Raw genomic sequence first — 24,809 nt, 5'->3', positions numbered from 1 at the left:
ATTGCGAAGGGGGCAATCATAATTATGATTACGATAAATCCGCTTGAAGTAGATGGCATGATTTTTACGGCAGTAAGTGTAGAGCTTCCGAAAACAACTTTGTTAACGATTTCCAACGACATCGGCTACATTATGTGTGCGGCATTGGACGTGGATATCTTTAACGAGATTCCAAAATTAAAAGAACGTCATGTTATTGCAGGCCGGGCAGTAGGAGTACGAACCATTGATGAATTGCTGAATGCACCTTTGGAAAAAATTACGGATGCATCGAAAGCCTATGGCTGGGAAGTTGGCATGACAGGGAAAGATGCCTTGTTGAAAATATCATGACCTCGAATGTCTTCCATATGGGAGACATTTTTATTTGAACCCTTTTTAAAGACTACGATAAAAGTTTATATTGCAAAAAGAGACAATATTTTCATAGATTTAATGGTCAATTTCTGATATTATTTAATAAGACTAAGGGCTCATTTTGTTGAATTATGTCGATTTTAGGGTAAGGAGATCATTATGAAACTTGCGAGTACGAAATCAATTAAACCTGGAACAACGCTTGCGCAATCCATTTATAATGAAAATGGTGTTGTACTGCTGGCAAAAGGCATGTCTTTAACGGAGAGAATGATTAGGAGGCTGCTTGACCAGGGAATTACATACATATACATAGAGGATCCACTGACAAAAGATATTTATCCTGAGTCAATAATCCCGGATCATTTACGTAGAAAAGCGACAGAAACAATTAAAGAAACATTCCATCAGATTAAAAAAGATGGTTTTCTGAATAATCCCTATATTTTAAATAAAAAGGGAAAGGATCTTGGTAATGTGGTCGAGCAGATTCTTAAAGAAATCCAAAACAGTGAAAAATCGCTTACACTGCTTGCTGATATTTTTGTTTCTGATAATTATGTCTTTCAGCATTCACTTAATGTAGCGATTTACTCTCTTGCAATAGGGGTTCAAATGGACTATTCAAAAAGTACGCTGTTGGAAATAGGTGTTGGTGCAATGCTACATGATGTCGGCAAGATCTTCATTGATCCTGAGATTTTACATAAACCGGATCGGCTGACAGACCAGGAATTTGAAATTATTAAAAGTCATACACAAATAGGCTATGACTATTTGCGAAAGCATTCGGGGATTTCCTCTGTAGTTGCCCATTGTGCCTATCAGCATCATGAGCGGCTGGATGGCTCAGGATATCCACGAGGCATTGAAGATAGAGATATGCTTCCATATGCAAAATTGATTGGTATCGCAGACGTTTTTGATGCTGTGACAAGTAATCGCGTTTATCGTGATGCAATGCTTCCACATGAAGGATTGGAGCTCCTTTATGCTGGTGCGATGCGTCTTTTTGATAAAGAGATGGTCGAAGCATTTAAGAAGAGCATTGCTGTCTATCCGGAAGGCTTGACAGTGGAGTTGAGTGATGGAAGGCAAGGTGTCGTTATCAGGCAAAACGAACAACTTTGTGACAGGCCCATAATTCGAATTATTCAGGAGAACGGCACAGAAGTTAAAGAAGTTTATGAAGTTAATTTGGGAAGTGTCGTGAATGTAACGATTACTTCTGTATTGACGAAGGATTAATCCGTATTTTTCTCCGTGCTTTTACTTATTCTAACCCCCTTAAAACAAGCATAAATTGTTTTGAGGGGGTTTTTTGGTTGAGACATAAGAAGCGTTATCGAAAGAAAAACTTTGCATCGCCTCCAAATAATTTTATTATGATGATTACGTTCATTATATTTGTATGCAGTGTTGGTCTTAGTATATGGATCATTGATAAGCGGGTTGAACCGGTCTTAATGGAAATTGCAGAAGTAAAAACGGATGAATTTGCAACGCGTGCGATTAATTCAGCAGTAAGATTTGCTGAAGAATACAGCTTTGATGAGGTATTGAATATTACCTATGATAATGAAGGCCATGTCGCAACATACAATTGGAATCCCTCTGTAGTCAGTGAAATAAATCGGGTGGCAACAGACCGCGTCGAAGAATTCTTTTTAAATGTAAACAGGGGTGATCCAATTACGTATGATTATTCCCTTCATGATCCCTATGAATATGAAGAAGGGGCAGAGGGCCGTGTAGAACAAGATCCGACATTGGTGGAAGTTCCACTAGGTCAGGTTACAGGAAATACAGTCCTGGCAAATTTAGGTCCTAAAATACCAATAAATCTCGGGTTAGTTGGAAGTGTAAGGACGAATATTATACGTGAAGAAGAGGAGTTTGGAATTAATGGTTCATGGGTTTCCCTTTATGTAGATGTCGAGGCTGATGTTCAAATAATTATTCCATTCACTACAGATGTGAAGACAGTCAATACCGAAATTTACATTGATGGTGGGGCAATTATGGGGAAAGTACCCGACTTCTATGGTGGTGATGGAGGTGGACCATCTATCTCTGTGCCAAAAGACGACTTGCAGAATGACTGAAAATCTTGTATAGTAAAATCATAATTGAATAAAAACCTTATCAGATCGGTGAGGTAGAGGCGCAAATAATATGAGTAATCAACCGGAGGAAGACAACAGTGATGGTTGGTAAAAGGATTATTTGCCGAAGTGTAATAAGGGTCAAACTTATTATTGCTGGTACATCTTTGAATAAAGGATGCACTGTCATGTAACGTATACGAATGTGCATGGAGAACTACTGATCGAAATGGAGGATAACGTATATTGTAAAACAATGATGGGTTATTTTCTGTCGTTGTTTTTTTGTGAGCAAAATTAATGATGTATGCTCGTACACCAAGCGTTTCGCAATCAATATGTCCAACTCCCACACATTCGATATTAACTAATGGAGGTAACATCATGGAAGGAACAATTTTATCACTTATTCCAGCACTGCTTATGTTGGTACTTGTCGTACTAACGAGGAAGGTATTGCTATCTTTAGGTGCAGGAATTATCGTTGGAGCTTTATTAATTCATGATTTTAATATTTTAGATTCCGTATCTGAAGTCTGGATGGTTTTTTATAATATCTTTGTTTCAGAAGGATCTTTAAATACAGGAAATCTGCTATTATTAGGATTTTTATTATTATTAGGTATGATGACTGCATTTCTCCAAGCATCAGGTGGCAGCAGGGCGTTTGGGGAATGGATGATGAAACGCGTCAAAACCCGTACTGGTGCGCAAGTAATGACCAGTGTTTTAGGCTTAATTATATTTATCGATGATTACTTTAATAGCTTGGCTGTTGGACAAGTTGCAAGACCATTAACAGATCGACATAAAATTTCTCGTGCAAAACTAGCTTATTTTATCGATTCTACCTCTGCACCCATCACAGTTATTTCGCCAATTTCAAGCTGGGGTGCATATATAATAGGTATACTAGGTGGATTGTTTGCTGCTAATGGCATAACGGATATTCAACCATTAACAGCATTTATCCAAATGATCCCACTTAATTTATATGCACTTTCTGCAGTATTGCTTGTATTCATGGTTGCCTATTTGAATATGGATATTGGTCCAATGCATAAACATGAAGAACGTGCCATTAAAACAGGAGCAGTATTGGATCCGGAACAGGATAAGGTACCTGGAGATTTAAGTAATACATTTTATCCGCATAAATCTGGTAAAATATACCATCTATTACTGCCGATTATTATATTAGTCGTTGGTACAGTCCTATCCATGGTTGTTACTGGTGCCAATGCAAGTGATAATGTAACGATATTAACCATCTTTGCTAATACAAATGTTAATTTATCACTGTTTATAGGTGGGGTTGCTGCTGTTGTAACATCATTCGCATTTCATGTTGGCTTAAGCATACCAAAGGCGAATGTAGGGAAAATCTTTTTTGAAGGTATTAAAACCATGCTTCCAGCCATTTATATTCTTGTTCTTGCCTGGATGATTGGTTCGATTATTGGAACACTTGAAACCGGTACGTATTTAGCAGAAATAGTGAGTGAAGCGTCCATCAGTTCATCAATGTTACCAGTTTTGTTCTTTATCATTGCTGGATTAATGGCTGTTTCAACTGGAACATCATGGGGAACATTCGGTATCATGTTACCAATCGCTGCTGAAGTTGCAGCCGTCTCTGACATGGAGATGCTTCTACCATCTTTAGCTGCTGTACTTGCCGGTGCCGTTTTCGGTGATCACTGTACACCAATTTCAGATACTACGATCCTGTCTTCCACAGGAGCTGGTGCTAACCATATAGACCACGTGTTGACGCAATTACCATATGCACTCATTGCTGCTGGAGTAGCCATTGTAGGTTACTTGTTGGTAGGTCTAACGAATATGGTATTTATTCCACTATTCATTTCACTAGCTCTCGTGTTGCTAATTGGATTCATCATTCATTCAATCAAAAGTAAATAATAACGAATAAAAAATCTTTCATCCTATTTGGTGGAAGATTTTTTGTTAGAAATGATGGTAATAGAAAGAAGATTTAAAAATTACTTTGACATAGGTGAAAAGTACCGATATAATACAAGCATAAATGTTTAGAAAATAATAAACATTTTAAACATTCATTTTCGCCATGATGCATAGCATAGTATTGCTAGTAGAATGGAAAAAGGGGGAGGTTTATACATGGAAACACGTTCACAGTGGGGGACAAGAGCGGGGTTTATATTGGCAGCTGTTGGATCAGCGGTTGGTCTAGGAAATATTTGGCGTTTTCCAGCGGTTGCTTATGAAAATGGTGGTGGAGCTTTTTTTATTCCTTATTTATTTGCACTGCTTACTGCTGGGATACCGATACTTATTATGGAATTTACCATTGGACATAAGTATCGAGGTTCAGCTCCTTTATCATTCAAAAGAATGAATAAGAAAACAGAATGGCTCGGATGGTGGGGCGTACTAATCGCATTTGTTATATCTACGTACTACTCTGTTATCATTGCCTGGGCAATATCGTATTCCGTTTTCTCCTTTAATTTGGGATGGGGAGCAGATACAGAAGGATTCTTGTTTGGAGATTATTTGAAACTAACTGTTGATCCGGGTCAAACGGGGAGCCTTGTGCCTGGTGTACTTATTCCGTTAATTATTGTTTGGGTAGTGGTTTTGGGGATCTTGTTTAAAGGTGTTAAAAAGGGTATTGAAGTTGCTAACAGAATTTTTATCCCAGTTTTAGTTATTATTTTTCTTATCATTGTTGTTTATGCTTTAACATTACCTGGTGCAATAACAGGACTAGATGCATTTTTTGCTCCTGATTTCAATAGGATAGCAGATCCTGATGTCTGGGTTGCAGCTTATGGACAGATATTCTTTAGTTTATCCATTGCATTTGCAATAATGATTACTTACTCTAGCTATTTGCCAAAAAAATCGGATATTACTAACAATGCTTTTATTGTAGGGTTAGGTAATTCCAGTTTTGAATTGCTTGCTGGTATTGGTGTATTCGCTATTTTAGGTTTTATGGCAACAGCAGCTGGTGTTGGGGTTGATGAAGTAGTTGCAGGAGGGGTAGGATTAGCTTTTGTAGTTTTCCCTGCAATTATTAATGAATTCCCATTCTTAAATGAATTTTTTGGCTTTTTATTCTTTGCTTCTTTAGTTCTAGCTGGGTTAAGCTCATTACTTTCAATTACGGAGACATATGTCGCTGGTTTAGTAGACAAATTTAACATTTCCAGATCCAAAGCGGTACTTTTCGGCGGCGGTTTAGCTGCGGTTATATCCTTGCTTTATGCTACACAAGGTGGATTGTACTTCCTAGATGCTGCAGATTACTTCATAAATCAATTTGGAGTAGCATTGGTTGGTTTAATAGAAGTTGTAATGATTGTTTGGGTATTACGTGAACTGAAAGATCTTCAAACACATGCAAACGGAATATCAGATATTCGATTAGGGTCATGGTGGACGATTTGTTTAAGTGTGGTCACACCAATCGTATTAGGTTATATGATGTTTGGATTGTTCAAACAAAACCTTTTAAAAGAATTTGATAGTGCTACTGGTAACTATGAAGGCTATTCGGATACCTTTATTATGTTTGGTGGATGGGCAGTTGCAGCTGCAGCTTTGCTTATAGGTATTTTACTCTCTCTTACAAAATGGAGAACTTCGGATACAATGGAGGAAGAAAAACAAAAGACTGGGGAGGCAAAATAAATGAGTGGTGGAGCGATATTTGTAATGTGCCTCGGCATAGTTATTATATGGGGTGGACTCGGAGCAAGCATTTGGTACGCAATTAAAACTTCAAAAACGGCAAAGTAACGTAACGATTAACGATTAAATAGAGAAGAACCTTTATCATTGAGATAAAGGTTCTTTCTTTAGTTTTTATCTTTAGCCATGCGCTCCCATTTTATTAAATATGGATAGGGATCGAAGGACCATTCACTGTATCCATTATCTTTATACATCCCATAATGCAAATGTGGAGGGAATTTTCCCGATGTACCAGGAGGTCCATACCCCGTTGAACCGACACTTCCGATAACATCGCCAGGCTTAACAACCTGACCAACTTTAATGTCATCACTGAATCCACTCATATGTGCATAATAATGATATATATTAAATATATCCCGGATACCAACCCGCCAACCACCATATAAATTCCAACCCATCATTTCGATAACACCATACGTAGTCGAATGAACAGGAACACCGTAACTTGCAAAGATATCGGTTCCTTCATGGATTCGATTTCCTCCGAATCCTCTCCTGTCACCCCATGTGTTCCGATAACTGTAATTGTGTTTTATGGCTACTGGAAAGTCTCTGTCGGTTAAATGAATACCCTGAAAGGTCTGGAATACCTTTGATGTATTCATGATTGTTTGAACCGTTAAATCGCGATTGTAATGATTCCACAGTGCAATTCGAATTTCATCTTTGGTTGGACCATATTCAAGAAGGATCATTGCCATTGTGTACAGAACATCTTCTTCGTTAGCTGGGTCTGCAATTCCATCTCCATTACCATCTTTGCCTTTTCCATTGAATGTGTCGATGAGAGCTATGTCTTTCAGCAAAGAACTGTTACCAGGCCCGAACCAAATTTCCGGCATGATTTCTATCGAGATGAGTTGCTCAGGTTCATCACTGTTCTTCATATTACGTTCATAATTATCAATTGCTGCTAAATAATACCATGGAATCTGTGTAAGTGCTTCTGTTTTCTTAAAAAGCGCCATGCGTTCATCATAAATATTTTCTTCCGCGTGAACATTAAAAGGATAGAAGAAAAGAAACATCATACTAAAGCATACTATGGTTGCCCGAAAAGACATTTTCTCACCTCCAGAAAGAATTATTTTTTGAAGTTTTTTTCGTACATTATTTTTCCGGGTCATTAGGTAGACCTTGTGAGGATTTTTGCATTTCTTCAATAATCATATTAATCGTATTATCGTAATCGCGATTTTCTGTTGAAGAATTATGCAGACTTTGAATGTCCTGCATGAGTGTTTCATTGTCGGAAACATAAATATCGAAATAACTTGGCATGATAGACATCGCAGTTTTTTTGGCAATATCAGCAGCTTCTTCTTCAGCTGTATTTTCATTTCTGTCATAAGCAATTAGAACTTCTCTGTCCGTTACAAGGGTAGCCACTTCATTAAAACCATTATTTTTTAAAATAATCCTGGTAATCATATCAGCCATTTCATTTCGGTCGATCGTAATCTCCTTATCGTCGTTTACCGTATCATTTTCAAATTGTTCTTTCGTATAGCGGACATAGCCAATTTGATCATCGTCTGCTGGAGCTTCGTAATTTCTCGAAGGGTCCAATTCGTCTGCAATCTGTTCCTGTTCTGTCATTGTATTATCTGTTGTATTGCATCCAGTTAAGATTGTAGTAACAGCAAGAGCTATAAAAATGAGTGATTTCATATTTTCCCTCCTAACATATTTATTAGATGCCTTTAGTTTCTATAAAAAGCAAAAATTAATGCATGAAATATTTCTGGTTTCCATATCGCTTCATGTGGTAAACTAGAATCAGTTTAAGTGGGGTGAGTTTCTTGGTTGAATTGAACGGAAAGAATTATGAAATTATTGAAGATATAAAAGATGGATTTCAGGAAGAAGCAATAAAAGCCCGTTATTCCGAAATCTTAGCGAAGTATGATTATATTGTAGGGGATTGGGGATATGACCAGCTCCGATTAAAAGGATTTTATAAAGATAGAAATGCAAAAGCAGCGATTGATTCAAAAATAGGTACGTTAGATGATTACTTACTGGAGTACTGTAATTTTGGATGTGCATATTTTGTACTGAAGAAATTACCGAAATAACATAAATAATTCTACATACAATAAGTGACTGCAGTTTGTAATTTGAACTGCAGTCTTTTTATCCTCAATCCTCAATCCTCAATCCTCAAACGTATCTTTCTCATCGTGTGTCGGATGTGCACCATCAGCCTGTCTCGGTAAGCCTTCGTGCTGGTTCTTATCTGGAAAAACAAAAGCACTGTCTCGATACTGTCCTTCTGTCCATGGTTCAGACTTTCCTGTTACCTTTTCATCTTTATTAATTGCGGAACCATAGGATCCTTCAGGGAATTCTTCTGGAATCAGCTGATTATGTTGTTGATTGACGTTTGGAAAATCGGAATACGGTTGCTTTTCTTTACGCATAGTCAGTTCCTCCTTTCTTACGAATAGCTTTTGTAATAAAGTGAAGGTTATAACCTTTTTGGCAAAAATAAAAACGGCACTTCCTTGTAACATTGGAAGGACCGTTTTTAAACTTTTTATGTGGAACGAACGTAGCCTCTAAATTTTTTCTCCAGAAGTCTCCCTATTCGGAACAGGGCGTCTTCATTGCCTGTTGCGCTCATTATTTGCACACTGACAGGCATATTGTTCTCATCTACACCTATAGGCACGGTTAAAGCAGGAAGGCCCCAGACATTCGCATATGCTACATATGGCATAAAATGCAGGAATGTTTTTCTAATGGAGAAGATTTCCTTAAAGACCTGACCATGTGGAAGGGCACCTGAATGATACACAGGGAAAATCAGTAGCCGGTTCTTTAAATAAGTCGCCAGTAATTCATCACCTTGTTCCAGTGATTCCTCAATCTCACGTACCCGCTTCAATGACGGACGGAACATTTTTGATCCCATAATTGCCCAGGAAAGGTATGGATGTACCTTTGTCCGTTGGGTTAACTTTTCTTTGAAGAAAGAAGTATAAACATTTGATCTGTCATTGTTGTATGCTTCCAATTCAATTAATTTGCTTCCCTCAATGGACATTATTTCCTGCCAGATTAATGAGCTATTTTTAAAATAAGGAGGGACAGCCCGCTTGGTGGAGTATGTTTTTTCCAAAAAGATTTCAAGTTGGTCAAGAATTTCCTTCGTTTTTTGTGATAAAGGATAGTCTGTACTTCCTGGTAATATTTCAATTCTGAACCGATGCAATGGTTTAGAATCCAAGGAAGATCCTGTAAGTATTTGATACAATAATTTCATGTCTTGGACGGATTTACCCATCGGCCCAATCGTCATCATGCGTTTCTGTAGAGGATGCACTACTTGAGGAATATGCCCACTTATGGAAACTTGGTTCATCCCGGGCTTGAATCCGATAACACCATTAAAATGAGAAGGAAAACGAATGGAGCCACCGATGTCCGAACCGATGCCTGCAGCAGCACCGCCGACTGCGAGAAGTGCACCTTCTCCACCACTAGAACCACCTGCAGTACGACTTACATCCCAGGGGTTGTTCGTTCTTCCATATAATTTATTTTCCGTTTCCTGACAAAAACATAATGCAGGAGTGTTCGTTTTACCTAAGATAATAGCACCAGCATTTTTTAATCGGGTAACAACCTCAGCGTCCTCTTTGGATATTAGATCCTGACGATGTTCGAGTCCTGCGGTTGTTTTCATCTCTGTGACATGTAATGATTCTTTGATGCTGATAGGAACACCATGTAAAGGCCCTTTTACTTCATTTCTTTCCATCATAGCATCCATTTCGTTGGCATCTTCCAAAGCTTTCTCAAAGCGATCTTCAACCATGGCATTAATGGTAGGATTTACTTCCGATATATGTTTGATATAAGCTGTAACCGCTTCCGAACTTTTTATTTCCCGGTTTTGAATTGCACTGGCAATTGCCGTTGCATCCATATCGATAATCATTCTCTCTTTCATTTGCTTCCCCTCATTTTAAGTATCATTACATTTAAATATATCATGTTTTGGCTAATATTCATAAAGAATATGATATGATAAAATTATAGTCAGTTAACGGGGGGAATATGTATGTATTTCGTAGACCGAAGTAAAATTGAGCAAACGCTTTTATATATGGAAGAAATTCTGAATGAAATGAAGAAACAAACCTTCAGCAGTTATATGGAAAAATTTAGTTTGGAACGGATGGTTCATGTGCTGATTGAATCTACGCTCGATGTTGGAAATATGATGATTGATGGTTTTATAATGAGGGATCCGGGGAGTTATGATGACATTATCGATATTCTAATTGATGAAAAAGTTATACCATCAGAAGAAGAACAGGCATACAAGTCATTCATCAGTCTCCGCAAGATGCTCGTTAATGACTATACGGATGTCGATCATGTCAGATTGCTACATACGATGACCGAATATGGAGAGGTATTGGACCAGTTCAGCAGCAACATTCGAACATATTTAACGAATGAGCTTGGAGTAGCCAATGCTTTTTCAAATGAATGAAGGTGATGGATTAAATGAGTAAGCGTACACCGACAAAAGAGAAACTACTAGTCGTCCTGAAAAAGAAAAACTGTTTAACGATTGGTGCTATTATGGAGCACTTTACGATTTCAGAAATAGCTGTTAGAAAGCAGATTCATGAACTAGTACAGCAAGGTCTAATAAAGCAGAAAACCAATAAGCAGAAGATTGGTCGACCATTTCTTACCTATGATCTGACAGAGAAGGGCCATGAAACGTTTCCTAATCAATATAAACAGTTTCCTGTAGAATTGCTTCAAGATTTGGAGGAATTGAAAGGAAAACAGGCAGTTCACGAGCTATTGAATAAACATACCGATCGCGACAAAATTAGCTTAACAAAAGCAATACAATCAGATGACTTTGATGAAAAGATAGCTGAAATGACGAGTATTCAAAATAAAAAAGGCTATATGCTTGAAGTGGAAAAAACAAAATCGGGTGACTATAAGATAAATAATTATAATTGTCCGGTTGCAAATATTGCTTCTTGCTATCATCAGATGTGTACAAATGAGAAAAAGCTTTATGAAGAGGTCTTCCCGAAAAGTGAAGTCGAAGCTCATTCTTTTATAGCAAAAGGTGAGCCAATTTGCAGATGGACGATAACAAAACCGGAAGGAAGATGACTAGATCATCTTCTTTTGCGTTGAAAGAAGGATTTGCATGAAAAAGTATAAAGGATATTTAATAGACTTGGATGGTACGATGTATCGTGGGACGGAGCCGATTGATGGCGCGGCAGAATTTGTCGATGTACTTGCCGAAAAGGGAATTCCGTACCTTTTTGTCACCAATAACTCTTCCAAGACACAGGAAGATGTATCCAATAAGTTAAATTCAATGGGGATAAAATCCGAGCCGAATCAGATCGTTACAACAAGTATGGCGACAGCAAATTATATCCGGTCTCAGAAAGAACATGCCCGTTGCTATATCATTGGTGAGGAAGGTCTACACCATGCTTTAGAAGCAAGTGGCATGGTAATAACGGATGAAGACTGTGACTTTGTTGTAACTGGAATGGACAGACAAGTGACCTATGAAAAACTTACAAAGGCATGTCTAGCAGTAAGAAACGGTGCTACATTTATATCTACCAACAGTGATATTGCGATTCCAACTGAACGCGGTCTCCTTCCTGGAAATGGTGCATTAACTTCTGTTGTTGCAGTAAGTACCGGTCAACAACCAATTTTTATTGGAAAGCCAGAAGCAATTATTATGAAAGAAGCTCTAACTATTCTCGGACTAGATAAAGAGGAAACGTTAATGGTAGGCGATAATTATAACACAGATATGATGGCTGGCATTAATGCAGGTATGGATACATTAATGGTTTTTACAGGCGTAACCCCTTATGGTGAAATGCCAAATTTAGTCATTCAACCAACATATCATGTGCACGGACTAAGCGATTGGATAGCTTCTATTTAGTAATAGCGTAATTACACTGAAAATAATATTTCTCAAATAAAAGGACATGTGCAATTTTCATACACACGTCCTTTTTATTATTTATTAATAAGTTAGTCTTTGAGATTATTACATTAAAATCAAATTAAAAATCGACATCAGCAAAGTCTTCTGCATCGCTATGTGCTAATCTGCTCGACGCTGCAGCGGCAATTGCTCCGACAATGTCATCCAGGAAAGTATGAATTTCGCCACTTGATTTATCATTTAACTTCTTCAAGATTCCTGGTTTTTGTTTATCAATATATCCGAAATTGGTCATTCCGATGGAGCCGTATACATTAACGATTGATAATGCAATAACTTCATCAACACCGTAAAGGCCTTCATCTATTTCGATTGTCTTCTGTAATGGTTGTTCAAGTTTTTTCTGCTCTGCAAGAACATCTAATTGAATCCCTGTCAGAATGGCATTTTGAACCTCTCTTTTAGTAAGGACGCGGTCTACATTATGTCGGCATATATCCATGGATAGATTTTCATGATATTTGGATTGTAAATAATAGACCAGCTCCGCAATATCATCAAGCCCTACGCCGCGTTCCGTCAGTAATTGTCTTGCTTTAATTTCAAGTTCGCTTTTTTTTGTATATTTAGTCATAAGATCACCTTTTCTTTATTATAGTTAAGTTATCTTTCTTTCATTCATACACTTTTATTATAAGAGGAAGTTCATACACTAAAAAGAAAAAAGGAGAGATTTCTTTGCCATTGAAAGAGATGTTGAATATCCATTACCGTATCCAAACGGATGATAAATTAGTTCTTGGAGAAAAAGAAGGATACAGACAGGATGATAATATCTATGTTACCATTTCTGGAAAGAACAGGGAAACAATACTAATGGAACAAGCAGCTTTATCTTACTATTTAAGAGAAAACGAAGTGGAAATGCTTGCCATACCGATTCCAAATATGAATGGGGAATGGTATACAACCTATGCTGAAGACTCCTATATGGTTTTGCATGTAAAGAATGCGAATCGGCAGTATAGTCAACCGATTGGAATTCAATTAGCGGAATTCCATCAAGTTGGATCCAAATTCAGTTATGAGCCTAAGTCGATTTCAAGCTATGGCAAGTGGAAGGATCTGTGGATAGAAAAGTTAACCGCATTTGAGAAGGGAATCGAAGCGCAAGCGAGGGAAACACCTAATGACTATTATCGTATCCTAATGGATTTCCTTCCTTATTTAATTGGTGTTAGTGAAAATGCCATTCAATATTTGCAGGAAAGTGAGCGGGAACAACGTATCTTGAGTACGGACCAAGGGACAACAACATTTATTCGATTCGATTCGTTTATGGAACAATCCATTATTTGGGCAGATCAACTAGCATATGACCACCCCTCAAGAGACATTGCAGAATATATACGTTCGACCTTCTTAAAAAATGACCATTCGGATAAAATAATTAGCTTTTTAAATGATTATCAGACGATTTTACCGTTATCTATCTTCGGATGGCGATTAGTGTACGCACGTTTACTGTTTCCTATACATCTCTTTGATTTTATAGAGAAAGGGTTTGTAACTACACCGAATGAAAACGAATTAAGAAGGGTGATGAAGCTGCAAATGGACTATGAAAAACGCTTAAGTAATTTTTATGAGACCGTAGGGGTGGATACTGAAGGTTGGGATATTCCTGTGGTACAATGGCTGTAAAGGTTACAAAAGAGGTGGTTCCATGGATAAGGCTATTATTTATATTACGCGAAAGATACCGAATACACTGCTTTCGGATTATGAGGAGCAATTTACATTCCGGATGTGGGAGAAAGCGGATGAAAGAGTACCAAGGGATGTATTGCTGAAGGAAGCAAAAACAGCGGATGGATTAATCACCGTGCTTAGTGATCAGGTTGATGAAGCGTTGCTTTCCCAATCGCCAAACTTAAAAATAGTTGCCAATTTGGCTGTTGGCTATAACAACATTGATTTGAGTGCAGCAAAAAAACATAATGTCCTTGTGACAAATACACCGGATGTGCTTTCCGAAACAACAGCAGACCTTGGATTTGCACTGTTGATGGCTACGGCGAGAAGAATTGTTGAGGCAAGTGAATTTATAAAAAACGATGAGTGGAAGGATTGGGCACCATACTTGTTGGCGGGGTCTGATATTCACCATAAGACAATTGGAATTGTAGGGATGGGCCGGATTGGTGAAGCAATCGCAAAACGCGCAACCGGGTTTAATATGAATATCCGTTATCACAATCGTTCACGGAAGGAAGATGCAGAAAAAGATCTCGGAGCAATTTATTCGAGTTTTGATGATTTGCTGACAGAATCTGACTTTGTTGTTTCGGTCGTTCCTCTGACGAAGGAGACGGAAAAAATGTTTAATAAAGATGCCTTTCAAAAAATGAAATCATCTGCCATTTTTATTAATATATCCCGTGGAGATGTTATTGAAGAATCGGCATTACTCGAGGCGTTAAAGGAGAATAAAATTAGAGGTGCTGGGTTGGATGTCTTTCGTGAAGAGCCAATTCATAGCGATAATCCGTTCGTAGGTCTGAAGAATGTAGTATGTCTGCCACACATCGGATCGGCAAGCGATGACACACGTACGGCAATGATTAGGCTGTGTTTGGATAATATAAAAGGAGTAATATGGGGAATGGGTGCGAAAACACCTGTTGGTTGAGGCATTGCTTATGGGTAGTATAAAAAAGGCAGACAAAAGTTTGTCTGCCTTCTAATATATAAATTTGTCCTTAAAATACTTGTTCGATCTCTCTAACACCAGGAACTTCTGCCATAAGCGCGCGTTCAATTCCTGCTTTTAATGTAATTGTGGAACTTGGACAGTTTCCACATGCACCCATAAGACGAAGAAGAACAACACCATCTTCATCCACGTCGATTAGCTCAACGTCTCCACCGTCGCGTAGTAAGAATGGACGTAATTTATTTAATACTTCTTGTACTTGCTCTTGCATATCCACCTACTCCTTTCCATACTCCCATTATAAATTGTAAATGCATAAAAATCTATCTTAAAATTATTTAAGTCTCCAGTTATTTATAGTTTATCTTTTTATCAAGATTTTGTAAAATAAAAGTATCTACATAAAAAAGCGGAAGTGTGCGTTTAGCGACGAACGGACTGGACTGAGCCGGCGAAGATAAAGGAAACACGAAGAGCGAAAGCGATTCGATGTTGACTTATCGCACAGAGGTGAAGGAAGTCTCGGGTGTCGCTGCACACTGAAGCTAGCTGAACAAAAGCGGAAGTGGGAGGAAAATGGATGGAAACAAAAAAAGTAACGATTACAATTTATGGAGCGAAACAGATTTGTGCAAGCTGTGTTGGGGCTCCAGGTTCAAAGGATACGTATGAATGGCTCCAGGCAGCAATTGGGAGAAAGTATATGGATGAACCAATTGCATATGAATATATTGATATCAACCAACCTCCAGAGGTGGAGAAGCATAAACAGTTTGTAAAACGGATTTTTGATGAAGATCTATTTTATCCAATTGTCTTTGTAAATAATGAAATGGTCGCAGAAGGTATTCCGCGATTGAAAACGATCTATCAATCATTGGATAAGTATGGCATACCATTACAGTCATAAGGAAAGCAGGGAATGAAATGGAAATACCTTTTATAAAAATGCACGGACTAGGTAATAATTATATTTATATTGATTTATTCCAACACAATCTAGAAGAAGAAAAGCTAGCAGATATTGCTGAAAAAGTCTCAAATGTTAATACAGGAATTGGATCAGATGGCATGATATTGATTCATCCGAGTGATAATGCTGATCTTGGTATGCGAATTTTCAATAAAGATGGCTCTGAAGGAATGAGTTGTGGGAATGGTTTACGCTGTACTGCAAAATATGCGTATGAGCATGGCATCGTAGCGAAAGAAAAATTCACCATTTCCACAAAAGCTAATGTCGTGGAATCTGAAGTTACTCTCAATGGTGATCAGGTTGAAGAAATTACGATTAATATGGGAGCTCCATATCTTCGCCGGATGGATATTCCTATGATGGGTAATGATGACCCTAAAGTCATATCTGAACCATTTATCATTAGTGGCCAGAAGCTAGAAGTAACCGCAGTATCGATGGGTAATCCGCATGCCGTGTTTTTCGTAGATAACATTGAAGAAGCTCCATTGTATGAACTTGGGCCTAAAATTGAAAAAGATATGCGCTTTCCAGAAGGTGTGAATGTGGAATTCATTGAGGTAGTATCACAGAATGAGATTAATTTCTGTGTATGGGAGCGTGGTTCCGGAGTTACGCAGGCATGTGGGACCGGAGCATGTGCAGCAGTCGTCGCGTCTGTTTTAAATGAATACGTGAAGCGAGATGAAGATATTGTCGTCCATTTAGCTGGTGGAGATTTGACAATTAAATGGGATGAAAAAGGCGATGTCTGGATGACTGGTGGAGCAGATGTGATTGCTACAGGGACGTTTCAGTATTAAAATATAGAAATTAAATAGTTGAATAACATCTGTTCTATTTGTATACTAAAGGTAGTAATAAAGAGGAGGTCCGTCAAATGGTCATTAATATAACAGAGAGTGCCAGTGCCCAAATCAAAGAAATGATGAAGGAAGAGTCGGATAACGCACATTTCCGCTTTGGTATCAAAGGCGGCGGTTGCAGCGGATTATCCTATTCAATGGGTTTTGATTATGAAGTAAATGAAGAATTGGATGTCGTGGAAGATATAAACGGAATTCCTGTTGTATTATTCAATCAGGACGTCGCTATCATAGAAGGAACAACAATCGATTTTAAACAAAATATGATGGGCGGCGGATTTAGCATTGACAATCCGAATGCAATCGTATCATGTGGCTGTGGGTCGTCTTTCCGCACGAAAGAAAAAGTAGGTAGCCCAGGAGACTGTTAATAGAAACCGGAGCGTGATAACACGCACCGGTTTTTTTGTTTTTGTATAATTGTAATGTTTGTTGCTTTATAAGCATGGCGGAGTTGAGGTGAAATGCGAACTAACTACTAGCTGATATCCAAAATCGTGTGCTTCTATCGCCGTCCGGAATCGCTCTGGGCGGATGCGCATCCTTAGGGCACGGCCTCAGCCTCCTCGCGGAAAACCACCGCTGCGGGGTCTTCGGACACGTGCTTTTCCCGCAGGAGTCACCGCCCGCCGCTCACCCGGACTGTGAAGCTGTAAGATATGTTTTTTATAAATAACTAATGCAGTTAGCAGTTTGCAAACTTAAAACCAGCTCTGGGAAATACACGGAGACTCCAGTGGGAGGAAAGGCATAGGTGAGACCCCACAGTGCGGTAGCACGAGGAGGGCTCACCAGCCGCCCACGGAAAGCGTAGTGTATTTCCCAGAGCGGACGCCGAAGTTTCTACATACTGATAGAAATCAACCAGCAGTTACTTCGTAGTTTATGGATTTTTTGACAAAGGCAACAAAGTTTCAGGAAAAGGCTTATACAAAAAACCATCCAGCAAGCTATCGTTGCTGGATGGTTTGTCATTTGATTAAAACATTGCCGTGGAATGTTTGGGCTGAATACGCGCTTTTGGATCGATATAGTTTTTAGCGTTGTTGATTGCTGTTGGACCTTCGCCAAATCCAGTCACAATCAATTTTACTTTTCCTTCGTATGTGCAAATATCTCCTGCGGCATAAATTCCTGGGATATTCGTTTCCATTTTTGTATTTACTACAATACTGTTTTTCTCGATATTAAGTTCCCAGTCTTTAATTGGTCCAAGGCTTGAAATGAAACCATAGTTACAGATCACATCATCGACTTCAAGTTCCATCTTTCTTTCACCTTTTACCTCTTCTAAAATAATTTTGTCAATTTTATCAGACGTGATAATGTCAGTTGGTGTAAATGGTGTCAGTACTTCTACCGTAGAATTCATCAACTGCTCCACACTATGTTCATGTGCACGAAATTGATCGCGGCGGTGGATGAGTTTGACATTTTTTGCAACTTTTTCAAGCATTAGAGCCCAGTCTACAGCCGAGTCACCGCCACCTAGAAGTACAACATTTTTATCTTTATATTGATTCATGTCTTTTACATAATAATGTAAGTTTGTTCCTTCAAAACTTTCGCTTTCACGAATATTTAAACGGCGTGGTTGGAATGCACCGTTTCCTGCTGTAATAATGATGGTCTTCGTATAATGAATTTCTCCAGTAGTGGAAGTCATCTTGAAGGAATTATCTTCCAGGCGTTCCACCTTATCAACCGCTTGTCCAAGAACAATTTCCGGATCAAACATGGCTGCCTGCTCCTCAAGCCTGTCCACCAATTCCTGTGCTCGAACTTTTGGGAATCCTGCTACATCATATATATATTTTTCCGGATAAAGGGCTGTAAGTTGTCCACCGGTATGTGGTAGGCTTTCGATTATTTTCACACTTGCCTGACGCATTCCGCCATAAAAAGCTGTAAATAACCCTGTCGGACCCGCTCCGATAATTGTAATATCATATACTTTTTCAGACATGGTAAACCCTCATTTCTATCTATTAATTTTGCCAATTATATCGTACCATAAAACGACTCGAGCATGGTATAAATGCGTACTTATAGATTAAGGGAAAAAAGCGAAAGCATCAATAGTCAAAATATCGAATAAAGGGTTGAAATTTATGATTAAAAAGGCTAGTATAATAAAGTGCATATTACAAACAGGTTACAAATAGATTTTATTTCGGTAACTTTTGCATCTATTAATAGTCAATTCGTCAATTCAAAGGTTTGCATACTAGTGAAACATATCACAAACTAGACAATTAAGATAAATGGAGCAGTGAAATAAAATGAACAAAAAACATATCGTTATCTTGGGAGCTGGATATGGCGGGATGATGACAGCAGCGAAACTGCAAAAGACCCTGCATACAAACGAAGCTGTTATTACGCTTATAAATAAGAACGACTACCATTATCAAACAACGTGGCTACATGAAAATGCTGCCGGGACACTTCATCATGATCGAACGAAAATTAAGATCAAAGACGTAATTGACTCAAATAAAGTTAATATTGTATTAGATGAAGTGATTTGCATTAAGCCTGAAGAAAAAATGGTTAAACTGGCAAATGGGGTAATGAATTATGATGTCCTCGTGATTGGTTTAGGATTTGAACCCGCTACATTTGGTATACCTGGGCTTAGTGAACATGCATTTACAATTGGAAATATAAATAATGCCCGTTTAATTAGAGAACAGCTCGACTTCAATTTTGCTAGCTATCATAATGAATTTGAAAAAAATGATGCGCGTTTGAATATTGTTGTTGGTGGTGGGGGATTCACGGGGATTGAATTTGCTGGAGAATTGGCAAATCGAATCCCGCATCTCTGTGAAGAATACGATATTGAAAAGGCACAGGTGCGAATTATTATTATAGAAGGCGCTCCAACTGTCCTGCCTGGATTTGATGAGCGACTTGTAGCATATGCGATGAATTCGTTGGAATCCCGTGGGGTTGAATTTATTAATGGCGCCCTTCTGAAAGAATGTAATAAAGATAATATAGTGTATGAAAAAGATGGAAAACGGAAGGAACTACCAACGATGACAACGATTTGGGCAGCGGGAGTACGCGCTAATTCGGTTGTGGAACGATCCGGGTTTGAAACGAATCGTGGGAAAGTGGAAGTTCGAAGTGATATGCGCACGCCTGATTTTGAAGATGTTTTCGTGATTGGAGATTGTGCCTCAATTAAAAATGAAGAGACTGGTAAACCATTTCCTCCAACTGCACAAATCGCCATTCAACAGGCAGAAACTGTCGCCCATAATGTGAGAGCAAAAGTTCGCCGTGATGAATTGGAGTCTTTTTGCCCGAACTTGAAAGGAACGATTGCTTCACTTGGTAATGATGATGCGATTGCTGAAGTATTTGGCCGCAATTTATTCGGCTGGAAAGCAGCTTTTATGAAAAAAATGAGCGACAATCGTTACCTTCTAAAATTGGGTGGAATCGGCCTCTTAATGAAAAAAGGGAAGTTTAACTTTTTTTATTGATATTTTATGACAATAATGCAAAGGCAAGGGTACAGCCTTTGCTTTTTCTTTGTTTTATTATAGAATGGCTTTTATATGCCTACATAGTTAAGTGAGAGGAGTTATAATATTGATTCAATTAATCGTATCCGTAACATTATATTTTGTTATATTTTTCGGAGTAGCTTTTATTCTAAATATGCTGTTAAGAAAAACGTGGCTGATGTCATTTCTGTATCCATTCGTTGTAATTATGATTGTTGATAATCTATCAACACTGGAATATTTTACGAATACAGGAGAATCTTTTTCCCAGTTATCTGCTGAAATAACTAGTTTAGCAGTAATGGATATCATTATTTTATCCTCTGGATTTATTGGTACAATTGTTTCTGGATTGGTTATAAAATTCCTGCGTAAGAGCGGATATCAGATGTTTTAGCATTTTTTTATGAATAAATTTTAATAGATTGGAAATGATAGCATCCAAGAGGTGTTATTTATGAAAATCAAAAAAATTATTTGGCATTTAGTAATGCTGACGCTGATTTTGGTACTATTTTTCCAAGCAGCAACATCCATTTCCAATGTCGCATCGAGTGAAAAGAACGTTGAGGCTGCAAGTGTCCAACTGGATAATTCTTTCACTTCAAAACCAGCAGAGTACAGACACAGTGCGTTAAAAGATAAAGGTTTGAATTTTTCAAATGTAAAACAAAAGTATATTTCAAGCGATGAGATTGAAGCCCCGAAGACAATTGAAGAAGCAATTGATTTCGATCAGTATCCAGTAGCAACGGTTTTGGCTACAGGTTATACGGCTGGAATTGAGTCCACCGGAAAGACCCCTGATCATCCAGAATATGGTATTACTTTTTCAGGTGTTAAAGTGAAGCGAGACTTGTATTCTACCATTGCTGCAGATTTAGATATGTACCCAATTGGTACGATTCTTTATATACCTGATTATGGTTATGGTGTAGTTGCTGATAAGGGAAGTGCAATCAAAGGAAACAAAATCGATTTGTTTTATAATTCCGTTGAAGATGTCTTTTCTGAGTGGGGTAAAAAAGAATTAGAAGTATATATTGTCGAAATGGGCAATGGAAAACTGAACGAAGAACAACTCATCCAATTAAATGAAGAAGAAACAATGCAAGTATTTCGACAACAAATTAATGAGAGTTAACTATCAAAAGCTCATGCGACCGTATAAAGTGTATTGACATAGCCTTCCAATAAAGAAAGACTCCCAAATGGAATACGGGAGTCTTTCTTTATTGGAAAAGCGGGTAGAGTAGGAAAGCAATGATAACTCCTGTCAATCCACCGAAAAAGACTTCGATAGGCTGGTGACCGAGTAATTCTTTCAGTTCTCTGCGTTTCTCTGTTTCTTCCTTTTTATTCCAACCTTTTGCACTGTCTGTGAAATGTTGAAAGTCTTTGATTAATCGATTGAGAACAGCAGCCTGCTCTCCGGCTTGTCTCCGTACCCCAGAAGCATCAAACATCGTTATGACACTAAAGATACATGCCAATCCAAAGACACTCGAGGTTACGCCCTCTACAATACCAATTGCAGTTGTCAATGCAGTTACAGCAGCTGAATGACTGCTTGGCATTCCACCAGTACTAAAAGCAAGTCCCGGCTGGAATTCTTTTGTAAAAATTAATTTAATTGGAATCTTAACCACCTGGGCAAATACAATCGCCGCTAAGGCTGCCCATAAAGGGAAATTGGAAAACGGAGTCATTAGCTAAATCATCCTTCCTACTGATGGAAACCTGAATACATACCGGTACGCTTCCGTTTTGTTTTTTTATTTTACCATACAGAAGTACCTAGGTCTAAACTTAAGGGAGTACGTCTGGTATTATTATTATTATTATTATTATTTTAGGAAACGCTTGTTTTTTAAAAAACAGGTTGTCCACTTTTAGACAACCTGTTTCAAATGATTTTTATTTAACTACAGCATCTAAAGCAATTTCCATCATTTCGCTAAAAGTTGTTTGACGTTCTTCTGCAGTTGTTTCTTCACCAGTAACAATATGGTCGGAAACCGTCAGTACAGATAATGCCTGTCTGCCATATTTTGCCGCCAATGTATAAAGTGCTGTCGATTCCATTTCAATTGCTAGCACTTGGTACTTGGCTAGGAGTTCATTTACTTCTTTTGCATTGTCGCGATAGAAAGTATCACTCGTGAAAACATTTCCAACACGGAGGTTAAGTCCTTTTTCCACGCCAGCATCATATGCATTCTTCAATAGCTCGAAATCAGCAATTGGTGCATAATCAATTCCTTGGAAAATTAATCGATTCATTTGTGAGTCGGTTGTTGCACCTTGTGCCAGGATGACATCGCGAACTTTGACATCCTTCTGAATAGCCCCACAAGTTCCAACGCGGATCAGTTTTTTTACATCATAGCTTTGAATTAATTCATTAACATAAATGGAAATAGAAGGGACACCCATCCCCGTTCCTTGTACAGAGACACGTTCTCCTTTGTATGTTCCGGTATAACCATACATCCCACGAACTTCGTTATAAAGTTTTGCATCTTCCAGGAAAGTCTCAGCAATAAATTTCGCGCGGAGTGGATCCCCCGGTAATAGAATTTTATCGGCAATTTCACCTTGTTTGGCACCGATGTGCACACTCATGTATTTTCCTCCTTGTTTCTCGAAACTTCTTTTAAAATAAAGTTATCATAACAGCAGGTTAAAGACAAATTTCCACATCATTCTATTTTTTTAGAGTTAAATGTTTCATAAAATCGTGTAATTGTATATAATAAACGTAGGTTTATGTGGACCACATAACAGGAATGGTTTATTATATAAACAAAAGATAACTAATAGGTTTTGGAAGGATGGAATTAAATGAAGAAACAAACATTTACGATTACAGCTGAAACTGGAGTTCATGCACGACCTGCTACACTACTAGTTAATAAAGCAGGCCAATATAATTCTGAAGTAGAGGTATCTTATAAAGGGAAAAAAGTTAACTTGAAATCCATCATGGGTGTTATGTCACTTGGAATTCCAAAAAATGCAGAAATCGAAGTTTTTGCTGAAGGTAGCGACGAAGAAGACGCAATGAATGGTGTTGGAGAAGTAATTAAAGAACACTTAGGTCAGTAGTATTAAAAGAAGCCAGGGAATTCCTGGCTTCTTTTAATACTAAAATTTATTGTAATAATTCTCCTCTAAATTTTTCAGTTTTAATATGGCCTGACGGTTAAATTCTGTATCCTCGGCTGTCAGCTTCTCTTTGTATTCATTCACTGCTTTTTTCAGAGATTTCCCATACGCAGGAATTTCCTCATCGATTGGATGAATTGCTGCTTTTTTCACATTCATTTTTTCATGAAATGCCAATGCTTTACGTTCATGGAAAAAAACATCTTCAAGCTTACCGTAATTATGCAGGTCACCTTGAAGTGGATGTTTCAAAACAGCGAGTACTTCAATTAAATAATTTGCTCCACGATCCTCTTTTACTTCACCGATATATGTACCTGAATGATAATGTGCTTTGACAATATCCCCAATTATAGCTTCCGCCATGGTTATCACTCTCCTCAGCTATATTGTGCCAAAAATGTAACAGATTAGCGAATATTTAACTCAGGTTGTTGGCTATAACAAGAAGTTTGATATAATAGGAAAAGAAGGGTGTGAAGTATGATGATGCCATTTCTTTATTTTCCGGAAGATAAAATGGAGTATATTCCAGCGTTCATCGCACTGGCGATTTTTATGACTCTAGCGGTTATTGCAATGTATTTTATGATGAAAAAGTCGAGAAAAGATGAAGCGGATTTTAAAAAGAAATACAATCAACAATTAGAAAGTGCCAATAGCACAACAGATAAGCCTAATTCCTGAAATCAAGTCTCCTTCTATCTGAAAAGATGAGGAGGCTTTTTGGTTTAGGTTATAGATTAATTGCAGATACTGAATACAAAGAAATGCAAAAGGAGATAAGTTATATGCGTTTTATTTTTCTGTTTAGTATTCTGCTGCTAGGGGCATGTCAGACGGACAGTCCCACGACACAAACAATTGAAATGTACAATGGTGCAGGGGATATGGTAGGAACTGCGACAATGAATGAACAAGAAGATGGTGTAGGGATAGAACTTAAATTGGAAGGGCTTGAACCCGGATTTCATGGCATACATGTACATGAATTTCCTAAATGTGAAGGACCTGACTTTACAACTGCGGGAAACCATTATAATCCGGAAGGGAAGGAACATGGATTGATGCATCCGGATGGCCCACATATGGGTGACTTGCCAAATATAGAAGCTGATGCGGGTGGGCTCGTCGAAGCTGAATTAATGCTCGCCGGCGCTACATTGCTGGACGGCAAGAACTCTCTCTTAAATGAAGAAGGAAGTTCACTGATTGTTCATGAAGCACAGGATGATGGTGTTACCCAGCCAAGCGGAGATTCCGGGGTCAGAATACTTTGTGGTGAAATAAAGAAAGACAAGGATAGCGGCGTATCAGATGAATCACCTACAGACCCAACCGAAACAAATGAAGATCAGGAAGAGTAGTAATTAAAAGAC

Annotated in this window: 30 protein-coding genes, 1 pseudogene and 1 riboswitch; of the genes and pseudogenes, 21 read left to right on the top strand and 10 right to left on the bottom strand. The window is 38.1% G+C overall.

Going from position 1 to position 24,809, the window contains the following annotated elements:
* The first annotated feature begins 24 nt into the window (after window positions 1-24).
* The 6 genes from ACHABU_RS03925 to ACHABU_RS03900 all read left to right on the top strand — a co-directional run bounded on the left by ACHABU_RS03925 (window position 25) and on the right by ACHABU_RS03900 (window position 6,254).
* The gene (locus tag ACHABU_RS03925; RefSeq protein ID WP_379496230.1) at window positions 25-333 is read left to right on the top strand and encodes a YunC family protein; all 309 of its coding nucleotides are present in this window, start codon (window positions 25-27) and stop codon (window positions 331-333) included.
* A gap of 183 nt (window positions 334-516) precedes the next feature.
* Window positions 517-1,605 (top strand): HD-GYP domain-containing protein, encoded by a 1,089-nt coding sequence (locus tag ACHABU_RS03920; protein WP_435762479.1) that lies wholly within the window; start codon window positions 517-519, stop codon window positions 1,603-1,605.
* Window positions 1,606-1,682: 77 nt separating this feature from the next.
* Window positions 1,683-2,462: a sporulation protein YunB gene (yunB, locus tag ACHABU_RS03915; RefSeq protein ID WP_435762477.1), complete on the top strand. Its 780-nt coding sequence runs from the start codon at window positions 1,683-1,685 to the stop codon at window positions 2,460-2,462.
* Between the two features lie 46 nt (window positions 2,463-2,508).
* Window positions 2,509-2,690, top strand: a riboswitch (Lysine riboswitch).
* A gap of 156 nt (window positions 2,691-2,846) precedes the next feature.
* Window positions 2,847-4,388, top strand: coding sequence for a Na+/H+ antiporter NhaC family protein (locus ACHABU_RS03910; protein WP_435762476.1), 1,542 nt, complete (start codon window positions 2,847-2,849; stop codon window positions 4,386-4,388).
* A gap of 219 nt (window positions 4,389-4,607) precedes the next feature.
* Window positions 4,608-6,146, top strand: coding sequence for a sodium-dependent transporter (locus ACHABU_RS03905; RefSeq protein WP_435762474.1), 1,539 nt, complete (start codon window positions 4,608-4,610; stop codon window positions 6,144-6,146).
* Window positions 6,147-6,254 carry a MetS family NSS transporter small subunit gene (locus tag ACHABU_RS03900; protein WP_435762472.1) on the top strand — a complete coding sequence of 36 codons (108 nt, stop codon included), beginning with the start codon at window positions 6,147-6,149 and terminating at the stop codon, window positions 6,252-6,254.
* 59 nt (window positions 6,255-6,313) lie between these two features.
* On the opposite strand, the gene ACHABU_RS03895 is transcribed toward ACHABU_RS03900, so the two are convergent.
* Window positions 6,314-7,243 (bottom strand): M23 family metallopeptidase, encoded by a 930-nt coding sequence (locus ACHABU_RS03895; protein WP_435763666.1) that lies wholly within the window; start codon window positions 7,241-7,243, stop codon window positions 6,314-6,316.
* A 79-nt stretch (window positions 7,244-7,322) separates the two neighbouring features.
* Window positions 7,323-7,883 (bottom strand): YhcN/YlaJ family sporulation lipoprotein, encoded by a 561-nt coding sequence (locus ACHABU_RS03890; RefSeq protein ID WP_435762470.1) that lies wholly within the window; start codon window positions 7,881-7,883, stop codon window positions 7,323-7,325.
* A gap of 131 nt (window positions 7,884-8,014) precedes the next feature.
* Between ACHABU_RS03890 and ACHABU_RS03885 the strand changes: the two genes are divergently transcribed.
* Window positions 8,015-8,290, top strand: a complete 276-nt coding sequence (locus ACHABU_RS03885) for a YutD family protein (RefSeq protein WP_379496223.1) — start codon at window positions 8,015-8,017, stop codon at window positions 8,288-8,290.
* A 78-nt stretch (window positions 8,291-8,368) separates the two neighbouring features.
* Here ACHABU_RS03885 and ACHABU_RS03880 read toward each other — a convergent pair whose 3' ends face one another.
* Both ACHABU_RS03880 and ACHABU_RS03875 read right to left on the bottom strand, forming a co-directional pair.
* Window positions 8,369-8,635 (bottom strand): hypothetical protein, encoded by a 267-nt coding sequence (locus tag ACHABU_RS03880; protein ID WP_435762468.1) that lies wholly within the window; start codon window positions 8,633-8,635, stop codon window positions 8,369-8,371.
* A 116-nt stretch (window positions 8,636-8,751) separates the two neighbouring features.
* The gene (locus ACHABU_RS03875; protein WP_435762466.1) at window positions 8,752-10,170 is read right to left on the bottom strand and encodes an amidase; all 1,419 of its coding nucleotides are present in this window, start codon (window positions 10,168-10,170) and stop codon (window positions 8,752-8,754) included.
* A gap of 111 nt (window positions 10,171-10,281) precedes the next feature.
* Here ACHABU_RS03875 and ACHABU_RS03870 point away from each other — a divergent pair, with 111 nt between their 5' ends.
* The 3 genes from ACHABU_RS03870 to ACHABU_RS03860 are packed head-to-tail and all read left to right on the top strand — an operon-like array spanning window position 10,282 to window position 12,177.
* Complete coding sequence (locus tag ACHABU_RS03870) at window positions 10,282-10,719, top strand: DUF86 domain-containing protein (protein ID WP_435762464.1); 438 nt, start codon at window positions 10,282-10,284, stop codon at window positions 10,717-10,719.
* 14 nt (window positions 10,720-10,733) lie between these two features.
* Entirely contained in the window at window positions 10,734-11,369 is a 636-nt protein-coding gene (locus tag ACHABU_RS03865) for a helix-turn-helix transcriptional regulator (RefSeq protein WP_435762462.1), read from the top strand.
* Between the two features lie 37 nt (window positions 11,370-11,406).
* A complete protein-coding gene (locus ACHABU_RS03860; protein WP_435762460.1) occupies window positions 11,407-12,177 on the top strand; it encodes a TIGR01457 family HAD-type hydrolase in 771 nt (256 codons plus the stop codon).
* Between the two features lie 124 nt (window positions 12,178-12,301).
* Here the strand turns inward: ACHABU_RS03860 and ACHABU_RS03855 are convergent, their stop codons facing one another.
* A complete protein-coding gene (locus ACHABU_RS03855) occupies window positions 12,302-12,817 on the bottom strand; it encodes a phosphatidylglycerophosphatase A family protein (RefSeq protein WP_435762459.1) in 516 nt (171 codons plus the stop codon).
* A 104-nt stretch (window positions 12,818-12,921) separates the two neighbouring features.
* Here ACHABU_RS03855 and ACHABU_RS03850 point away from each other — a divergent pair, with 104 nt between their 5' ends.
* Together ACHABU_RS03850 and ACHABU_RS03845 are read left to right on the top strand one after the other, a co-directional pair.
* Window positions 12,922-13,887, top strand: a complete 966-nt coding sequence (locus ACHABU_RS03850; RefSeq protein ID WP_435762457.1) for a hypothetical protein — start codon at window positions 12,922-12,924, stop codon at window positions 13,885-13,887.
* Window positions 13,888-13,909: 22 nt separating this feature from the next.
* Window positions 13,910-14,875, top strand: a complete 966-nt coding sequence (locus tag ACHABU_RS03845; protein ID WP_435762455.1) for a 2-hydroxyacid dehydrogenase — start codon at window positions 13,910-13,912, stop codon at window positions 14,873-14,875.
* 70 nt (window positions 14,876-14,945) lie between these two features.
* Here the strand turns inward: ACHABU_RS03845 and ACHABU_RS03840 are convergent.
* Window positions 14,946-15,190: pseudogene (locus ACHABU_RS03840) on the bottom strand (NifU family protein).
* Between the two features lie 289 nt (window positions 15,191-15,479).
* Between ACHABU_RS03840 and ACHABU_RS03835 the strand changes: the two are divergent.
* The 3 genes from ACHABU_RS03835 (at window position 15,480) to ACHABU_RS03825 (ending at window position 17,112) form a co-directional block, all read left to right on the top strand.
* The gene (locus ACHABU_RS03835; protein ID WP_435762453.1) at window positions 15,480-15,809 is read left to right on the top strand and encodes a YuzD family protein; all 330 of its coding nucleotides are present in this window, start codon (window positions 15,480-15,482) and stop codon (window positions 15,807-15,809) included.
* 17 nt (window positions 15,810-15,826) lie between these two features.
* Window positions 15,827-16,678 carry a diaminopimelate epimerase gene (dapF, locus tag ACHABU_RS03830; RefSeq protein ID WP_435762451.1) on the top strand — a complete coding sequence of 284 codons (852 nt, stop codon included), beginning with the start codon at window positions 15,827-15,829 and terminating at the stop codon, window positions 16,676-16,678.
* A 77-nt stretch (window positions 16,679-16,755) separates the two neighbouring features.
* The gene (locus tag ACHABU_RS03825; RefSeq protein ID WP_435762449.1) at window positions 16,756-17,112 is read left to right on the top strand and encodes a HesB/IscA family protein; all 357 of its coding nucleotides are present in this window, start codon (window positions 16,756-16,758) and stop codon (window positions 17,110-17,112) included.
* A gap of 608 nt (window positions 17,113-17,720) precedes the next feature.
* Here the strand turns inward: ACHABU_RS03825 and ACHABU_RS03820 are convergent.
* The gene (locus ACHABU_RS03820) at window positions 17,721-18,707 is read right to left on the bottom strand and encodes an NAD(P)/FAD-dependent oxidoreductase (RefSeq protein ID WP_435762447.1); all 987 of its coding nucleotides are present in this window, start codon (window positions 18,705-18,707) and stop codon (window positions 17,721-17,723) included.
* Window positions 18,708-19,023: 316 nt separating this feature from the next.
* Here ACHABU_RS03820 and ACHABU_RS03815 point away from each other — a divergent pair, with 316 nt between their 5' ends.
* The 3 genes from ACHABU_RS03815 (at window position 19,024) to ACHABU_RS03805 (ending at window position 21,406) form a co-directional block, all read left to right on the top strand.
* Window positions 19,024-20,238 carry an NAD(P)/FAD-dependent oxidoreductase gene (locus ACHABU_RS03815; RefSeq protein ID WP_435762445.1) on the top strand — a complete coding sequence of 405 codons (1,215 nt, stop codon included), beginning with the start codon at window positions 19,024-19,026 and terminating at the stop codon, window positions 20,236-20,238.
* Window positions 20,239-20,347: 109 nt separating this feature from the next.
* On the top strand, window positions 20,348-20,659 hold the full coding sequence (locus ACHABU_RS03810) for a YuiB family protein (RefSeq protein WP_435762443.1): 312 nt from the start codon (window positions 20,348-20,350) through the stop codon (window positions 20,657-20,659).
* 60 nt (window positions 20,660-20,719) lie between these two features.
* The gene (locus ACHABU_RS03805; protein ID WP_435762441.1) at window positions 20,720-21,406 is read left to right on the top strand and encodes a 3D domain-containing protein; all 687 of its coding nucleotides are present in this window, start codon (window positions 20,720-20,722) and stop codon (window positions 21,404-21,406) included.
* 88 nt (window positions 21,407-21,494) lie between these two features.
* Here ACHABU_RS03805 and ACHABU_RS03800 read toward each other — a convergent pair whose 3' ends face one another.
* Window positions 21,495-21,971 carry a divergent PAP2 family protein gene (locus tag ACHABU_RS03800; RefSeq protein ID WP_435762439.1) on the bottom strand — a complete coding sequence of 159 codons (477 nt, stop codon included), beginning with the start codon at window positions 21,969-21,971 and terminating at the stop codon, window positions 21,495-21,497.
* A gap of 208 nt (window positions 21,972-22,179) precedes the next feature.
* Window positions 22,180-22,887 carry a purine-nucleoside phosphorylase gene (gene deoD, locus ACHABU_RS03795; protein ID WP_435762437.1) on the bottom strand — a complete coding sequence of 236 codons (708 nt, stop codon included), beginning with the start codon at window positions 22,885-22,887 and terminating at the stop codon, window positions 22,180-22,182.
* A gap of 219 nt (window positions 22,888-23,106) precedes the next feature.
* On the opposite strand from deoD, the gene ACHABU_RS03790 reads away from it, so the two are divergent.
* Window positions 23,107-23,370, top strand: a complete 264-nt coding sequence (locus tag ACHABU_RS03790; RefSeq protein ID WP_435762435.1) for a phosphocarrier protein HPr — start codon at window positions 23,107-23,109, stop codon at window positions 23,368-23,370.
* A 39-nt stretch (window positions 23,371-23,409) separates the two neighbouring features.
* Here ACHABU_RS03790 and kapB read toward each other — a convergent pair whose 3' ends face one another.
* Window positions 23,410-23,796, bottom strand: a complete 387-nt coding sequence (kapB, locus tag ACHABU_RS03785) for a sporulation phosphorelay system protein KapB (protein WP_435762433.1) — start codon at window positions 23,794-23,796, stop codon at window positions 23,410-23,412.
* A gap of 117 nt (window positions 23,797-23,913) precedes the next feature.
* On the opposite strand from kapB, the gene ACHABU_RS03780 reads away from it, so the two are divergent.
* Together ACHABU_RS03780 and ACHABU_RS03775 are read left to right on the top strand one after the other, a co-directional pair.
* Window positions 23,914-24,117 carry a hypothetical protein gene (locus ACHABU_RS03780; RefSeq protein ID WP_435762431.1) on the top strand — a complete coding sequence of 68 codons (204 nt, stop codon included), beginning with the start codon at window positions 23,914-23,916 and terminating at the stop codon, window positions 24,115-24,117.
* Window positions 24,118-24,221: 104 nt separating this feature from the next.
* The gene (locus ACHABU_RS03775) at window positions 24,222-24,797 is read left to right on the top strand and encodes a superoxide dismutase family protein (RefSeq protein ID WP_435762429.1); all 576 of its coding nucleotides are present in this window, start codon (window positions 24,222-24,224) and stop codon (window positions 24,795-24,797) included.
* Window positions 24,798-24,809 lie beyond the last annotated feature (12 nt).

Source organism: Oceanobacillus sp. CF4.6 (assembly GCF_051262635.1).
Classification (GTDB): domain Bacteria; phylum Bacillota; class Bacilli; order Bacillales; family Amphibacillaceae; genus Oceanobacillus.
Note: the sequence above shows the minus strand (reverse complement) of the source record. Positions and strands in the feature narration are given on the sequence as shown.